Genomic DNA, 15,365 nt, shown 5'->3' with positions numbered 1-15,365 from the left:
TGCTCGGAGCGCTCGTGCACTGCCGCGGGGTGACGGTGCGGCTCACGGAGGTCGAGGCGTACCGCGGCGAGGACGACCCCGGCTCGCACGCATTCCGCGGAGAGACGCCGCGCACGCGCCCCATGTTCGCGGGAGCGGGGCACGTCTACGCGTACTTCACGTACGGCATGCACACGTGCGTCAACCTCGTGTGCGGCCCCCCCCCGGCCGGGCGGGGGCGCTCCTGCTGCGCGCTGGTGAGGTCGTCGCGGGTGCCGAGGCGGCCCTCGAGCGCCGGCGAAGCGGGAGGCCCGAGCGCAGCATCCCGCATCGCGATCTCGCGCGGGGGCCGGCGCGGCTCGCGCAGGCGCTCGGCGTCACGCTCGCCGATTCGGGAACACTGCTCGCTCCCGTCGACGACGTCGCGGCCGACGGCCCGCGCCTCGAGCTGCAGCCGGCCCCGGCGCCCGCGTTCGTCGCTCGCGGACCGCGGGTGGGGGTGGCCGGCCCGGGTGGCGGTGCCGAGTATCAGTGGCGGTTCTGGCTCGACGGCGAGTCGACCGTGTCGGTGTACCGTGCGGCGGTCAGGCGGAAGGGCGCAGGGCCGCGCTGAGCAGGTCGGCGAGGGCGATGCGCGCTTCCGCGTCGACGCGCAGCCCGGCGGCTCGAGCGCGCTTGCTCACGGCCTGCGGTGTGATGCCGAGCGTGTGCGCGGCGTCGGCCTGCGTGCCGCCGGCCTCGAGGAGGTCGTGCAGCTGCCAGCCCTGCCCGCTCCAGCGCTCGCGATGGGCCAGGATGAGATCGAGCAGCGCGTCGAGCGGCTCGACGGGCGCGGTCCCGTCCCCGCGGATCGCGCAGCGGCTGGCCCGCCGAGCCGCCGCATCCAGGGCGTCGCGCGCGGCCATGACACCGGGCCCCGCGGCGTCGCGCATGCTGGCGGGCAGGGGAGTGCGCACGGCGCCGGCACCGAGGCCCACCTGCCACTGCCGCGCGCGGGCGAGGTGCAGCACGGTCTCGAGTGCCGCACGCGGGCTCGGGGTGAGGGCTCGCAGCTCGCCGTTGTCGGTCGCGTCGGGTGCGAGCGGGTAGTCGCCGTCGAAGCGGGCGCGCAGGTCGAGCAGAGCGCGGGTGGCTCCAGCGGGGTCGGCCCGCCCGAGTGGAGCGGCCATCATAACGAGCATCGATCCTCCTCGCGATCAACCTTAGAGGGTGGATTCGTGCCGGGCGCCGGCTGCGCCGCGCAGAGCGCGATCGGGCGTCGATGCCCGCCCGCCCGCGGGTGGCGGTCGACTCGCCGCTGATACTCTGACGCGGTGACCGCCGCACCCGTGACCCTCGCGCCCCCGCAGAACGATTCGAGTTTCGAGACGGTGTGGGAGGAGATCGTGTGGCGCGGTCTCGTGCACGTCTCCACCGATGCGGATGCCCTGCGCGAGCTGCTCGCCGGCCCGCCGATCACCTACTACTGCGGGTTCGACCCGACGGCGCCGAGCCTGCACCTGGGCAATCTCGTGCAGCTGCTGCTCATGCGCCGCCTGCAGCTGGCGGGCCACCGTCCGCTGGCTCTCGTGGGCGGGTCGACGGGCCTCATCGGCGACCCGCGCCCGACGGCCGAGCGTCAGCTCAACACGCGGGAGACGGTCGCCGAGTGGGTGGGCTACCTGCAGACTCAGGTCGGCCGGTTCTTGCCGAGCGAGGGTGAGACCGGCGTCCGTCTGGTCAACAATCTCGACTGGACGGCGGGCCTGAGCGCCATCGACTTCCTGCGCGACGTCGGCAAGTACTACCGCGTCGGCACGATGCTCAAGAAGGACGCGGTCGCGGCACGGCTGAATTCCGACGCCGGCATCAGCTACACCGAGTTCAGCTACCAGATCCTGCAGGGCTACGACTACCTCGAGCTGCACCGCCAGTACGGCTGCGTGCTGCAGACGGGGGGCAGCGACCAGTGGGGCAACCTGACGAGCGGCACCGACCTCATCCATCGCGCGGAGGGGCGCAGCGTGCACGCGATCGGCACGCCGCTCATCACGAACAGCGATGGCACGAAGTTCGGCAAGAGCGAGGGCAACGCGATCTGGCTCGACCCGGTCATGTGCAGCCCCTACGCGATGTACCAGTTCTGGCTCAACACCGACGACGCGGACGTCATCGACCGGCTCAAGGTCTTCACGTTCCTGACGCGCGCGGAGATCGAGGAGTACGCGGCGAAGGTCGCGGACGAGCCGTTCCGGCGAGAATCGCAGCGCCGGCTCGCTCTCGAGGTGACGGCGCTCGTACACGGTGAGGATGCCGCGGCCGCGGCCATTGCCGCCTCAGCGGCCTTGTTCGGCCAGGGTGACCTCGCCGAGCTCGACGTCGCAACCCTCGCCGCGGCGGTCGCGGAGCTGCCCTCGGCGCGTGTCGCTGAGTCGGACACCGTGGTGCACGCGCTCGTGGCGACGGGCCTGTGCTCGAGCGCGGGGGAGGCCCGGCGGGCGATCGCGCAGGGCGGCGTCTCCCTCAACAACGTGAAGGTGTCGGGGGAGGACCAGACTCTCGCCGGGGCCGCCCTCGCGGGCGGGGCGGCGGTGCTGCGACGGGGCAAGAAGACCCTCGCAGGCCTGACTTTCGGCGACTCCTGAGGGGTCGCGGGGGCCGCGAACGCCCGGTCGCACGAGCGCGACACGCCCGGGATGCGCCGAGATTTGTCCCGTACGTCATGCGCCCGTAATGTTTCCTCTTGTCACCCCAAAGGTGCGGCCAGCGGAACAGCAGGTCGGCCTCAAGCGGGACACATCCTCCAAGACAGAGCAGCCACTTGCTGGTGCGCTCATCGCCAAGTAGGATGGGAAGTCCGCCTCCACAGATCGATTCGATCGATCGGGCTCAGTCCGCCAGAACACCTGGTCACCGAGATCACCGATTTGCATCGGATCTCTCGGGCGGATATGCTAGGGAAGTTGCCCAGTTGCGACGGCTGAGAAGCCGAAGGTCTGGAGCGTCCGATCCTTGAGAACTCAACAGCGTGCACTAAGTCAATGCCAAATAACCTCGTCGGCTGACCTCGGTCAGTCGAATGAGATTCCTTTGGATTGAAACAAGAATGTCAGTAGATATTCGAACTTCAGTCAGACAAACTCGCGCCGGTTCACCACTTCGGTGGCGATCGGAGCACTAGATGTGCCAGCGGCTTTCGAGCTGCTCGGCAATCAAACATTTACGGAGAGTTTGATCCTGGCTCAGGACGAACGCTGGCGGCGTGCTTAACACATGCAAGTCGAACGATGAAGCCGGAGCTTGCTCTGGTGGATTAGTGGCGAACGGGTGAGTAACACGTGAGTAACCTGCCCCAGACTCTGGGATAAGCGTTGGAAACGACGTCTAATACCGGATACGAGCTGCGATCGCATGATCAGTAGCTGGAAAGAACTTCGGTCTGGGATGGACTCGCGGCCTATCAGCTAGTTGGTGAGGTAACGGCCCACCAAGGCGACGACGGGTAGCCGGCCTGAGAGGGTGACCGGCCACACTGGGACTGAGACACGGCCCAGACTCCTACGGGAGGCAGCAGTGGGGAATATTGCACAATGGGCGCAAGCCTGATGCAGCAACGCCGCGTGAGGGACGACGGCCTTCGGGTTGTAAACCTCTTTTAGCAGGGAAGAAGCGAAAGTGACGGTACCTGCAGAAAAAGCACCGGCTAACTACGTGCCAGCAGCCGCGGTAATACGTAGGGTGCAAGCGTTGTCCGGAATTATTGGGCGTAAAGAGCTCGTAGGCGGTTTGTCGCGTCTGCTGTGAAAACGCGAGGCTCAACCTCGCGCCTGCAGTGGGTACGGGCAAACTAGAGTGCGGTAGGGGAGATTGGAATTCCTGGTGTAGCGGTGGAATGCGCAGATATCAGGAGGAACACCGATGGCGAAGGCAGATCTCTGGGCCGTAACTGACGCTGAGGAGCGAAAGCATGGGGAGCGAACAGGATTAGATACCCTGGTAGTCCATGCCGTAAACGTTGGGAACTAGATGTAGGGACCATTCCACGGTTTCTGTGTCGCAGCTAACGCATTAAGTTCCCCGCCTGGGGAGTACGGTCGCAAGACTAAAACTCAAAGGAATTGACGGGGGCCCGCACAAGCGGCGGAGCATGCGGATTAATTCGATGCAACGCGAAGAACCTTACCAAGGCTTGACATATACGAGAACGGGCTAGAAATAGTCAACTCTTTGGACACTCGTAAACAGGTGGTGCATGGTTGTCGTCAGCTCGTGTCGTGAGATGTTGGGTTAAGTCCCGCAACGAGCGCAACCCTCGTCCTATGTTGCCAGCACGTAATGGTGGGAACTCATGGGAGACTGCCGGGGTCAACTCGGAGGAAGGTGGGGATGACGTCAAATCATCATGCCCCTTATGTCTTGGGCTTCACGCATGCTACAATGGCCGGTACAAAGGGCTGCAATACCGCAAGGTGGAGCGAATCCCAAAAAGCCGGTCTCAGTTCGGATTGAGGTCTGCAACTCGACCTCATGAAGTTGGAGTCGCTAGTAATCGTGGATCAGCAACGCCACGGTGAATACGTTCCCGGGCCTTGTACACACCGCCCGTCAAGTCATGAAAGTCGGTAACACCCGAAGCCAGTGGCCCAACCGCAAGGAGGGAGCTGTCGAAGGTGGGATCGGTGATTAGGACTAAGTCGTAACAAGGTAGCCGTACCGGAAGGTGCGGCTGGATCACCTCCTTTCTAAGGAGCATCTGCTGTCTCGCTTCGGCGAGTGCAGCCAGAAGCCGGATCTGGGGCATACGTTCCCAGCCGGTAGCTCATGGGTGGAACTTTGACTTTGGTGGTCGGCGAGAGCCGGCAGCTCAGTACGCATCCTTCGGGGTGCTGGAACGGCAGCTGGCAGGAGCTGGCCACATGCACGCTGTTGGGTCCTGAGGGACCGGGCCTCGAGGGTGACCTCGAGACACGATTCCTCGGACCGCGATCTGATCGACTAGACAGTACTCTTCGGAGTCGTCGACAGGAGCGGTACCGACCGTATGTTGAGAACTACACAGTGGACGCGAGCATCTTAGAACTGAGGTCGCAAGACCTCGGATCTACGATCAAACATCTCGAAAGAGATATAGATCATTGGTCTGCGTCGAACGCCTTCGGGCGCGAGATGCACGATCGATTCAAACTCATGTAGTCAAGTTTCTAAGAGCAAACGGTGGATGCCTTGGCATCTGGAGCCGAAGAAGGACGTAGCAATCTGCGATAAGCCTCGGGGAGCTGATAAGCGAGCTTTGAGCCGAGGATTTCCGAATGGGGAAACCCCGCTGGGCGTACTTGTGCGACCCAGTGACTCCCGCCTGAATATATAGGGCGGGTAGAGGGAACGTGGGGAAGTGAAACATCTCAGTACCCACAGGAAGAGAAAACAACAGTGATTCCGTCAGTAGTGGCGAGCGAACGCGGATCAGGCTAAACCGATCATGTGTGATAGCCGGCAGGCGTTGCATGGTCGGGGTTGTGGGACTTTCCCGCTGCTCTGCCGAGCAGTAAGGGTTACAGCGCGATATAGACGAATGGTCTTGAAAGGCCAGCCACAGAGGGTGCCAGCCCCGTAGTCGAAATGTCGTAATGGCCCGGAGAGTATCCCAAGTAGCACGGGGCCCGAGAAATCCCGTGTGAATCTGTCAGGACCACCTGATAAGCCTAAATACTCCCAGATGACCGATAGCGGACAAGTACCGTGAGGGAAAGGTGAAAAGTACCCCGGGAGGGGAGTGAAATAGTACCTGAAACCGTTTGCTTACAAACCGTCGGAGCAGCCCTAGTAGCTGTGACGGCGTGCCTTTTGAAGAATGAGCCTGCGAGTTAGCGATATGTGGCGAGGTTAACCCGAGAGGGGTAGCCGTAGCGAAAGCGAGTCTGAATAGGGCGATTCAGTCGCATGTCCTAGACCCGAAGCGAAGTGATCTATCCATGGCCAGGTTGAAGCGACGGTAAGACGTCGTGGAGGACCGAACCCACTTAGGTTGAAAACTGAGGGGATGAGCTGTGGATAGGGGTGAAAGGCCAATCAAACTTCGTGATAGCTGGTTCTCTCCGAAATGCATTTAGGTGCAGCGTTGCGTGTTTCTTGCCGGAGGTAGAGCTACTGGATGGCCGATGGGCCCCAAAAGGTTACTGACGTCAGCCAAACTCCGAATGCCGGTAAGTGAGAGCGCAGCAGTGAGACAGTGGGGGATAAGCTTCATTGTCGAGAGGGAAACAACCCAGACTACCGACTAAGGTCCCTAAGCGTGTGCTAAGTGGGAAAGGATGTGGAGTTGCATAGACAACCAGGAGGTTGGCTTAGAAGCAGCCACCCTTGAAAGAGTGCGTAATAGCTCACTGGTCAAGTGATTCCGCGCCGACAATGTAACGGGGCTCAAGCACACCACCGAAGTCGTAGGATTCGCATAATAGGTAGGCCTTCGTGGTCCAGCCGTGCGGATCGGTAGGAGAGCGTCGTGTGGCCAGAGAAGCGGCGGTGTGAACCAGCCGTGGAGGCCACACGAGTGAGAATGCAGGCATGAGTAGCGAAAGACGGGTGAGAAACCCGTCCTCCGAAAGACCAAGGGTTCCAGGGCCAGGTTAATCCGCCCTGGGTAAGTCGGGACCTAAGGCGAGGCCGACAGGCGTAGTCGATGGACAACGGGTTGATATTCCCGTACTGACGAAGAACCGCCCAAGCTAATCCAGTAATGCTAAGAGTCCGAATACCGGTGACCGATCCCTTCGGGGAGGAGCGCCGGGGCTAGCACTCGACCCTACGCTGGTGCGGCTAGCGTATTAACAGGTGTGACGCAGGAAGGTAGCTGAGCCGGGCGATGGTTGTCCCGGTGTAAGGATGTAGGGCGAACGATAGGCAAATCCGTCGTTCACATAGCCTGAGATCCGATGCGTACCCCTCACGGGGGAAATCAGTGATCCTATGCTGCCGAGAAAAGCATCGACGCGAGGTTCTAGTCACCCGTACCCCAAACCGACTCAGGTGGTCAGGTAGAGAATACCAAGGAGATCGAGAGAATCGTGGTTAAGGAACTCGGCAAAATGCCCCCGTAACTTCGGGAGAAGGGGGGCCGGATTCGTGAAGGGATTTACTCCCGGAGCGTTGAAGGCCGCAGAGACCAGTGGGAAGCGACTGTTTACTAAAAACACAGGTCCGTGCTAAGTCGCAAGACGATGTATACGGACTGACGCCTGCCCGGTGCTGGAAGGTTAAGAGGAAGGGTTAGCGCAAGCGAAGCTCTGAATTTAAGCCCCAGTAAACGGCGGTGGTAACTATAACCATCCTAAGGTAGCGAAATTCCTTGTCGGGTAAGTTCCGACCTGCACGAATGGCGTAACGACTTCCCAGCTGTCTCAACCGCGAACTCGGCGAAATTGCACTACGAGTAAAGATGCTCGTTACGCGCAGCAGGACGGAAAGACCCCGTGACCTTTACTACAGCTTGGTATTGGTGTTCGGTGTGGCTTGTGTAGGATAGGTGGGAGACTGTGAAGCGGGCACGCTAGTGTTCGTGGAGTCATTGTTGAAATACCACTCTGGTCACTCTGGATATCTAACTTCGAACCGTAATCCGGTTCAGGGACAGTGCCTGGTGGGTAGTTTAACTGGGGCGGTTGCCTCCCAAAAAGTAACGGAGGCGCCCAAAGGTTCCCTCAACCTGGTTGGCAATCAGGTGTCGAGTGTAAGTGCACAAGGGAGCTTGACTGTGAGACTGACAGGTCGAGCAGGGACGAAAGTCGGGACTAGTGATCCGGCAGTGGCTTGTGGAAGCGCTGTCGCTCAACGGATAAAAGGTACCTCGGGGATAACAGGCTGATCTTGCCCAAGAGTCCATATCGACGGCATGGTTTGGCACCTCGATGTCGGCTCGTCGCATCCTGGGGCTGGAGTAGGTCCCAAGGGTTGGGCTGTTCGCCCATTAAAGCGGTACGCGAGCTGGGTTTAGAACGTCGTGAGACAGTTCGGTCCCTATCCGCTGCGCGCGCAGGAAGTTTGAGAGGATCTGACCCTAGTACGAGAGGACCGGGTTGGACGAACCTCTGGTGTGTCAGTTGTTCCGCCAGGAGCACCGCTGATTAGCTACGTTCGGGATGGATAACCGCTGAAAGCATCTAAGCGGGAAGCCGGCCTCAAGATGAGACTTCCATACCATTTATGGTGAGAGGCTCCCAGCCAGACGACTGGGTTGATAGGCGGGATGTGGAAGAGGGGACTAAAGACCCTCGCAGCTGACCCGTACTAATAAGCCGATAACTTGACAACAACCTCCCTCCTTGTGAGGGGAATGAGTTTGCTGCTCGCGTCCACTTTGTGGTTCTCGATTTACGGTCGAGAACTACGCTCAGACAGGATCGCTGTGAGAACAGTGCTCTGCATGTCTGTCCGTAAACGATTGATAAATCAATAGTGTTTCGGCGGCCATAGCGAAGGGGAAACGCCCGGTTACATTCCGAACCCGGAAGCTAAGACCTTCTGCGCCGATGGTACTGCGAGGGGGACCTCGTGGGAGAGTAGGACACCGCCGGACTTCTTTGTGAGATGGCCACCCAGTGATGGGTGGCCATTTTGCGTTAACGCACCAGCACGCTCGTCGACCTCACCGCGTGGTTGACGAGTCTCGAACCCAGGGAGTCACCCATGGCTGAACGCCCCGATCGTCCACGGCGCGACGACCGGCCGAAGCGCGACGGCGCACCCCGTCGCGACGATGCTCCGAAGCGCGATGGCGCTGCCCCGCGCCGAGACGGTGCTGCCCCTCGCCGAGACGGCGCGCCCGCCCGTGAGGGTGCGGCGCGACGTGGCGGGGCACCTCAGCGCGACGGTGCGCCGCGGCGCGATGGCGCGGGCTACCGCGGCCCGCGGCCGGCGGGCGCATCCCGACCGGATCGCCCGGGCCGCCCGGAAGGCGACAACGACCGCCCGCGGCACGACGACCCGCCGGTTCCCGAGCACGTCACCGGCAAGGAGCTCGACCGCCACGCGCGCAACGAGCTGCGCACGCTCGCGAAGGAGAATGCCGACCGCGTGGCGCAGCACCTCGTCATGGCGGCCGAGCTGATCGACGACGACCCCGCGCTCGCCCATCGGCACGCGGCGGCCGCTGCGCGTCGCGCAGGCCGCATCGCGGTGGCACGCGAGACGTACGCCATCACGGCCTACGCGAACGGCGACTTCGCGCTCGCGCTGCGCGAGCTGCGCACGTACCGTCGCATCTCCGGCTCGAACGAGCAGCTGCCGCTCATGGTCGACTGCGAGCGAGGTCTCGGGCGCCCGGAGAAGGCGCTCGAGCTCGCGCGCTCGGTCGACCGCGCAACACTGACGGAAGCCGCGCGGGTCGAGCTCGCGATCGCGATGTCGGGCGCGCGCCTCGACCTCGGGCAGACCGAACAGGCACTGCTCGAGCTCGAGATTCCGCAGCTCGACCCGACGACCGCCTACCGCTACAGTCCCGCCCTCTTCGACTCCTACGCTGTCGTCCTCGCCGAGCTCGGGCGCGAGGAGGAGGCGGACGAGTGGGCACGTCGGGCCGACGTCGCCGCCGCGGCCATTGCTGCGGCCGGCGGCGCGACGCCCGACGAGGACACCATCGAGATCGTCGAGGAAGAAGCTGGTGCTGCGGAGGGCGACGATGCCGCTCGGTAAGCGTCGGCCCGCGCCGCTCACCGAGCGGGATGCTCTGCTCCTCGACCTCGACGGCGTCGTCTACACGGGGCCGGGGGCGATCCCGCACGCGGTCGAGAGCATCACGCGCGCTGCGGAGAGCGTGCGGGTCGGCTACATCACCAACAACGCCTCTCGCACCGACGAGGCCGTCGCCGAGCACTTGAGAGAGCTCGGTCTCTCCGTCGCCGCGAGCGATGTGGTGACGAGCCCGCAGGCCGCGGTGCGCGTGCTCGCAGATCTCGTGGAGCCCGGCTCGCGCATCCTCGTCGTCGGGGGCGACGGCCTCGTGAGCGAGGTCGAGAACGCGGGGTTCACGGTGACGCGCTCCGCGGAGGACGACCCCGCGGCCGTCATTCAAGGGTTCGCGCCGCACGTCGGTTGGGAGCACCTGGCCGAGGCGTCGTTCGCCCTGCACACCGGCATTCCGTGGGTGGCGACCAACACCGACTGGACCATCCCCGTCGCGCGGGGCATCGCGCCCGGAAACGGCACTCTCGTCTCGGCCGTGCACCTCGCCGTGGGTCGCCTGCCCGTCTTCGCCGGCAAGCCGGAGAAGCCCATCTTCGACGTCGCAGCCGAGCGGTTCGGGGCTCGCAACGCCCTCGTCGTGGGCGACCGCCTCGACACGGACATCCTCGGCGGCAACCGCGCCGGCATGGCGACCGCGCTCGTGCTCACGGGCATCGACCGCGCCAAGCAGGTGCTCGCGGCGCCCGCCGGCCAGCATCCCGACTACATCCTCACCGACCTGCGGCAGCTCTTCGAGCCGTATCCGGAGGCGCGGGAGAGCGTCGAGGACGGCGTGCGCACGGTCGAGGTCGGCAAGGCCGTCGTGCGCATGAAGCAGCACGTGGTGCGCGTCGCCCGGGCGGGCGATCCGCTCGATCTGCTCCGCGCCGGCGCGGCCGTCATCCACGCCTCAGGCCTGCAGATCTTCGGGCTCGACGTCGACGAGCAGTTGCGCGAGCTCGCGATACGCTCGTGACCATGGACGGCGACGGCGACGGCGAGGCGATGATGTCGGCGCAGGTCGAGGCGCCGACCTCTGGCGGCTCGAGAGCCGATGAGTCGAGCCAGGTCGCCGAGCCGGACGACGGCCTGCTCTCGCGACTCGCCCTCATCGAGGAGCGACCCCTCGCGGATCGGGCTGCGGCGTTCCGCCAGCTGCACGACGAGCTGAGGGCGGAGCTCGACGCGACCGACGCTCCGGGCGTCGAGCCGACGCGCACGGCGTGAGCACGCGACTCGACGTCGCACTCGTGTCGCACGGGCTCGCGCGATCCCGCACCGCCGCCCGCGCAGCGATCGAGGCGGGTCGCGTGCGGGTCGACGGGCGCGCGGTGGTCAAGCCCGCGCATCCCGTCTCGGCGGATGCTGCGCTCACGATCGACGCCGACGACGGGTACGTCAGCCGCGCCGCGCACAAGCTCGTCGCCGCCCTCGACGCGACCGCGCGCGGAGGCGCCCCGCTCGAGATCGAGGGAGCCCTCGTACTCGACCTCGGCGCCTCGACCGGGGGCTTCACGCAGGTGCTGCTCGAGCGCGGCGCGCGGCAGGTCATCGCGCTCGACGTGGGGCACGGTCAGCTCGACCCGCTGCTGCGTGCCGACGCGCGTGTCGTCGTCGTCGAGGGGGAGAACGCTCGCGCCCTCACCGCCGAGCGCCTGGCGACGGTGAGCGGGGTCGCCGAGCGGCCCGACCTCGTCGTGGGCGACCTGAGCTTCATCTCCCTCACGCTCGTGCTGCCGGCGATCGTCGCCACCGTCGGCACCGCGGTGCCGCTCGTTCTGCTGATCAAGCCGCAGTTCGAGGTGGGTCGGCAGGGCATCCGCGAAGGGGTCGTGCGTGATGCCGACGAGCGCGCGGAGGCGATCATGAGCGTGCTGTGGGCGGCGCACGACGTCGGACTCGCCGCCGACACGATCGCCCCCTCCCCACTGGCGGGTGTGCACGGCAATCTGGAGTTTCTCGCGGTCTTCCGGCCGACTGTCGGTCGGAGTCCGACACAATGGAGGGAGCACGTGGATGCTCTCGCGCACGCCCGCGGGGTCTGAGAGCAGCACCACCCCCGACAGCAGCACCACCCCTGACCGCAGCACCGCAGACCGCAGCACCCAGGAGTCCTCGTGACCGCCGACCGCCACCTTCTCGTCGTCGCCCACACCGGCCGCGCCGAGTCGCTCGCGGCCGCCGTGCGCGCCGTGCACCACATTCGCGATGCCGGCTTCGTCGCCGTCGTCGCCGAAGACTCGGCGGAGGAGCTGCGGGTCGCCGCCGAGGTCGACGACGTGCGCGTCCTCGGGCGCGACGTCGCCGTCGGCGAGCTCGAGCTCGTCATCGTGCTCGGCGGCGACGGCACGATCCTGCGCGCCGCGGAGCTCGCCCGCGGAGGCTCGGCGCCCCTCCTCGGCGTCAATCTCGGGCACGTCGGCTTCCTCGCCGAGAGCGAGCGCGACGACCTCACGGCCGCCCTCGACCGCGCGCTCGACCGCGACTACCTCGTCGAGGAGCGCATGACGCTCGCCGTGCGCGTCAAGCTCGGTGGCGAGGTCATCTACGAGACGTGGGCGCTCAACGAGGCGACGGTCGAGAAGGCGAGCCGCGAGCGGATGCTCGAGGTGGTCATCGAGGTCGATGGTCGTCCGCTCTCGAGCTTCGGCTGCGACGGCGTCGTCATGTCGACGCCGACCGGCTCGACCGCATACGCGTTCTCCGCCGGCGGCCCCATCGTGTGGCCGAGCCTGGACGCGATGCTGCTCGTGCCGCTCAGCGCGCACGCGCTGTTCGCGCGGCCCATCGTCGTGGGGCCCGACTCCTCTCTCGCGGTCGAGGTGCTCGATCGCACGCAGGGCACGGGAGTGCTGTGGTGCGACGGCCGCCGCGCCTTTGAGCTGCCCACGGGGGCGCGCGTGATCTCGCGCCGCTCACCCACGCCGGTGCGCCTCGCGCGCCTGCACACGGGCCCGTTCACCGACCGGCTCGTCAACAAGTTCGCCCTGCCGACCACCGGCTGGCGGGGCCCCATCGATGAGGAGGCCCGCGACTCGTGATCGAAGAGATCTCCATCCGCCACCTCGGCGTCATCGGCGAGGCACGGCTTCCCCTCGGGCCCGGCTTCACGGCGCTCACGGGCGAGACGGGCGCCGGCAAGACCATGGTCGTCACCGCCCTCGGCCTCCTGCTCGGCGACCGCGCCGACACGGGCGCGATCCGCTCGGGCAGCGGTCAGGCCCTCGTCGAAGGGCACTGGAGCATCGACGAGCGCGGCGCTGTCGCCGACCGCGTGCGGGATGCCGGGGGAGACCTCGACGAGGGTGCGCTCATCCTCAGCCGCTCGATCTCGCAGGAGGGCCGCTCGCGCGCCGTGGTCGGCGGGCGCTCGACCCCCGTGGGCGTGCTCAACGAGATCGGGCAGCAGCTCGTCGTCGTGCACGGGCAGAGCGACCAGGTGCGGCTCAAGTCGTCGACGGCGCAGCGCGAGGCTCTCGACCGCTTCGCCGGGCCCGAGCTCGCGCACGTGCTCGGCGACTACCAGGAGGTCTTCCGCCGTTGGATGGACGCGCAGTCCGAGCTCGACGTGCTCGTCGCCGACCGCGACCGCCGCGCTCGTGAGGCGGAGGATCTGCGCGCCGCGATGACGGAGATCGAGGAGGCTGCGCCGCGCCGCGGCGAGGACGACGAGCTCACCGCTCGCGCCGAGCGCCTCACCAACGTGGAGGACCTGCGACTCGCCGCTGCGCAGGCGCACGAGCTCATCTCCTCGGAGAGCCTCGACGAGGCACGAGACGCCGTCGCCCTGCTCGAGACGGCTCGCCGCACGATCGACCGCGTCTCGGGGCATGACCCGGCACTCGAGCCCATCGCCGAGTCGATCGCCAACGCGGGCTTCGTCGTCGGCGAGCTCGCGACGCAGCTCGCGAGCTACCTCGCCTCGCTCGACACCGACGGCGGGCGCGAGCTCGAGACGGTGCAGGAGCGCCGCGCCGAGCTCGCCGCCCTCATGCGCAAGTACGGGCCGAGCCTCGACGAGGTCATCGACTACCTCGACTCGGGCAGCAGCCGCCTGCTCGAACTCGACCAGGACAGCGATCGCATCGACGCCCTGCGGCGCGAGGTCGACGCCGACCGCGCGCGCGTGAGCGAGCTCGCCGATCGACTCAGCGACCTGCGCCGCACGGCCGGCATCCGGCTCTCCGAGCGCGTGACGGGCGAGCTCGCGGCCCTCGCGATGAGCGGAGCCCGCATCACGGTCGACGTCACCACGCGCGAGGAGCACACGCTGAGCGGGCGCGACCAGGTCGCGATCCTGCTGCAGCCGCATCCCGGAGCCGAACCGCGACCCCTCGGGCGCGGTGCCTCCGGGGGAGAGCTGTCGCGCGTCATGCTCGCGCTCGAGGTCGTCATCGCCGCGACCGACCCCGTGCCGACGTTCATCTTCGACGAGGTCGACGCGGGCGTCGGCGGCGCGAGCGCGATCGAGATCGGGCGGCGCCTCGCACGCCTCGCGCAGAGCTCGCAGGTCATCGTCGTCACCCACCTTGCGCAAGTGGCGGCCTTCGCCACCAACCACCTGCGCGTCGTCAAAGACAGCGCGGGCACCGTCACGGCGTCGAGCGTGCAGCAGCTCGGCGGCGAGGAGCGCGTCGCCGAGATGGCGCGACTGCTGAGCGGCCTGCCCGACAGCGAGACGGGTCTCACGCACGCGCGCGAGCTGCTCGAGACGGCGCGCGAGCTCGTCGGCAGCTAGCCGCGGCCCGGCACCGCTGCCGCTCTACTGCCGCCCCGCCCGCGCGCGCTCAGCCGCGCACCGGTACGCGGAACTCGGCCACCGTTCCGTCGCGCTCCTCGATCGTGACTGCGAGGGCGAGGTCGTCAGTGTCGATGCCGTCCGTGGTGATTCCCTCGGGCGTGGCGAGCACGTGCGTCGTGGGCGCGAAGTCGGCCGTGCAGAACTCGGCGGGGTTCGGCGCGAAGTCGAGCACGAGGATGCCCGGCTCCGCAGGCTGGAGGCTGCGGGCGATCGGCGGGCAGCCCGAACTGCCCCACGTCACGACGTGGATCGTCTCGCGGGCCTCGCCCCAGAACGCGAGCGGCTCACCGCGCTCGAGGTCGGCCTCGTCGAGCTCGATGCCGGCGGGAGTGCCGCGGATGACCTCGAGGGCGATCGAGTCGACGGGCTCCTCGGCCGGGTCCTCAGGAGCCGCGCTCCCCAGCGGCAGGACCGGCACACTCACCACCGTGGGCTCGGCCGGCCCGAATGCGGTATCGGCGAGCGAGATCTCCACCTCGAGGCCTGCCGAGGCGGCGTCGACACCCTCCGGTACGGCGAACACGTGCGTGCGGGGCGCCAGATCGTCGGTGCAGGCCTCGGCGCGCGCCTTCTCGAAGTCGATCGCGAGCTGCCTCGCGGTGAGCATCTCGATGCGCACGGCGATGTAGGGGCAGGACGAGCTGCCGAAGGTGACGACCGTGAGGGTGTCGCCGCCGTCGGAGACCCACGCGAGCGGTTCGCCGCGCCAGTCGGAGTCGTTCCACGGCTCGCTCACCGGGGCGTCGGACGGTATGCCCTGCTCGTCGGAGAGAGCGACGGAGGTGGGCGTGCCGCCCGAGCCCGCGCATCCCGCCATCAGCAGCACCCCCAGCAGTGTCGCGGAGGCGGTGAGCGAGTGCCTGCGCATCATGCGCCCAGCGTACGCCCG

At 66.3% G+C, this 15,365-nt stretch carries 9 protein-coding genes, 3 rRNA genes and 1 pseudogene; 11 read left to right on the top strand and 2 right to left on the bottom strand.

What is annotated here, in order from left to right:
- The first annotated feature begins 29 nt into the window (after positions 1-29).
- A pseudogene (locus IE160_RS07600) lies at positions 30-592 on the top strand (DNA-3-methyladenine glycosylase).
- Here the strand turns inward: IE160_RS07600 and IE160_RS07595 are convergent.
- Positions 564-1,148 carry a DNA-binding protein gene (locus IE160_RS07595; protein WP_179872054.1) on the bottom strand — a complete coding sequence of 195 codons (585 nt, stop codon included), beginning with the start codon at positions 1,146-1,148 and terminating at the stop codon, positions 564-566. The pseudogene IE160_RS07600 and the gene IE160_RS07595 sit on opposite strands and share 29 nt — an antisense overlap.
- A 144-nt stretch (positions 1,149-1,292) precedes the next feature.
- Between IE160_RS07595 and tyrS the strand changes: the two genes are divergently transcribed.
- The 10 genes from tyrS (at position 1,293) to recN (ending at position 14,413) form a co-directional block, all read left to right on the top strand.
- Positions 1,293-2,603: a tyrosine--tRNA ligase gene (tyrS, locus tag IE160_RS07590; protein ID WP_179872053.1), complete on the top strand. Its 1,311-nt coding sequence runs from the start codon at positions 1,293-1,295 to the stop codon at positions 2,601-2,603.
- Between the two features lie 574 nt (positions 2,604-3,177).
- Positions 3,178-4,700: ribosomal RNA gene (locus tag IE160_RS07585) — 16S ribosomal RNA — on the top strand.
- 449 nt (positions 4,701-5,149) lie between these two features.
- A 23S ribosomal RNA gene (locus IE160_RS07580) occupies positions 5,150-8,265 on the top strand.
- Positions 8,266-8,413: 148 nt separating this feature from the next.
- Positions 8,414-8,530, top strand: a 5S ribosomal RNA gene (gene rrf / locus IE160_RS07575).
- Together the 16S, 23S and 5S rRNA genes form the textbook arrangement of a ribosomal RNA operon.
- 110 nt (positions 8,531-8,640) lie before the next feature.
- Positions 8,641-9,645, top strand: coding sequence for a hypothetical protein (locus IE160_RS07570; RefSeq protein WP_179872052.1), 1,005 nt, complete (start codon positions 8,641-8,643; stop codon positions 9,643-9,645).
- The gene (locus tag IE160_RS07565; RefSeq protein ID WP_179872051.1) at positions 9,632-10,651 is read left to right on the top strand and encodes an HAD-IIA family hydrolase; all 1,020 of its coding nucleotides are present in this window, start codon (positions 9,632-9,634) and stop codon (positions 10,649-10,651) included. The genes IE160_RS07570 and IE160_RS07565 overlap by 14 nt, the downstream gene beginning before the upstream one ends.
- A gap of 2 nt (positions 10,652-10,653) precedes the next feature.
- Positions 10,654-10,902, top strand: a complete 249-nt coding sequence (locus tag IE160_RS07560; protein ID WP_191150698.1) for a hypothetical protein — start codon at positions 10,654-10,656, stop codon at positions 10,900-10,902.
- Complete coding sequence (locus IE160_RS07555) at positions 10,899-11,720, top strand: TlyA family RNA methyltransferase (protein ID WP_191150697.1); 822 nt, start codon at positions 10,899-10,901, stop codon at positions 11,718-11,720. Before IE160_RS07560 ends, IE160_RS07555 begins: the two co-directional genes overlap by 4 nt.
- A 72-nt stretch (positions 11,721-11,792) precedes the next feature.
- On the top strand, positions 11,793-12,716 hold the full coding sequence (locus IE160_RS07550; protein WP_179872048.1) for an NAD kinase: 924 nt from the start codon (positions 11,793-11,795) through the stop codon (positions 12,714-12,716).
- A complete protein-coding gene (recN, locus tag IE160_RS07545; RefSeq protein WP_179872047.1) occupies positions 12,713-14,413 on the top strand; it encodes a DNA repair protein RecN in 1,701 nt (566 codons plus the stop codon). The genes IE160_RS07550 and recN overlap by 4 nt, the downstream gene beginning before the upstream one ends.
- Positions 14,414-14,462: 49 nt before the next feature.
- Here the strand turns inward: recN and IE160_RS07540 are convergent, their stop codons facing one another.
- Positions 14,463-15,347 (bottom strand): hypothetical protein, encoded by an 885-nt coding sequence (locus IE160_RS07540; protein ID WP_191150696.1) that lies wholly within the window; start codon positions 15,345-15,347, stop codon positions 14,463-14,465.
- Positions 15,348-15,365: the final 18 nt, after the last annotated feature.

Source organism: Chryseoglobus sp. 28M-23 (assembly GCF_014789785.1).
Taxonomy (GTDB): domain Bacteria; phylum Actinomycetota; class Actinomycetes; order Actinomycetales; family Microbacteriaceae; genus Microcella; species Microcella indica.
Note: the sequence above shows the minus strand (reverse complement) of the source record. Positions and strands in the feature narration are given on the sequence as shown.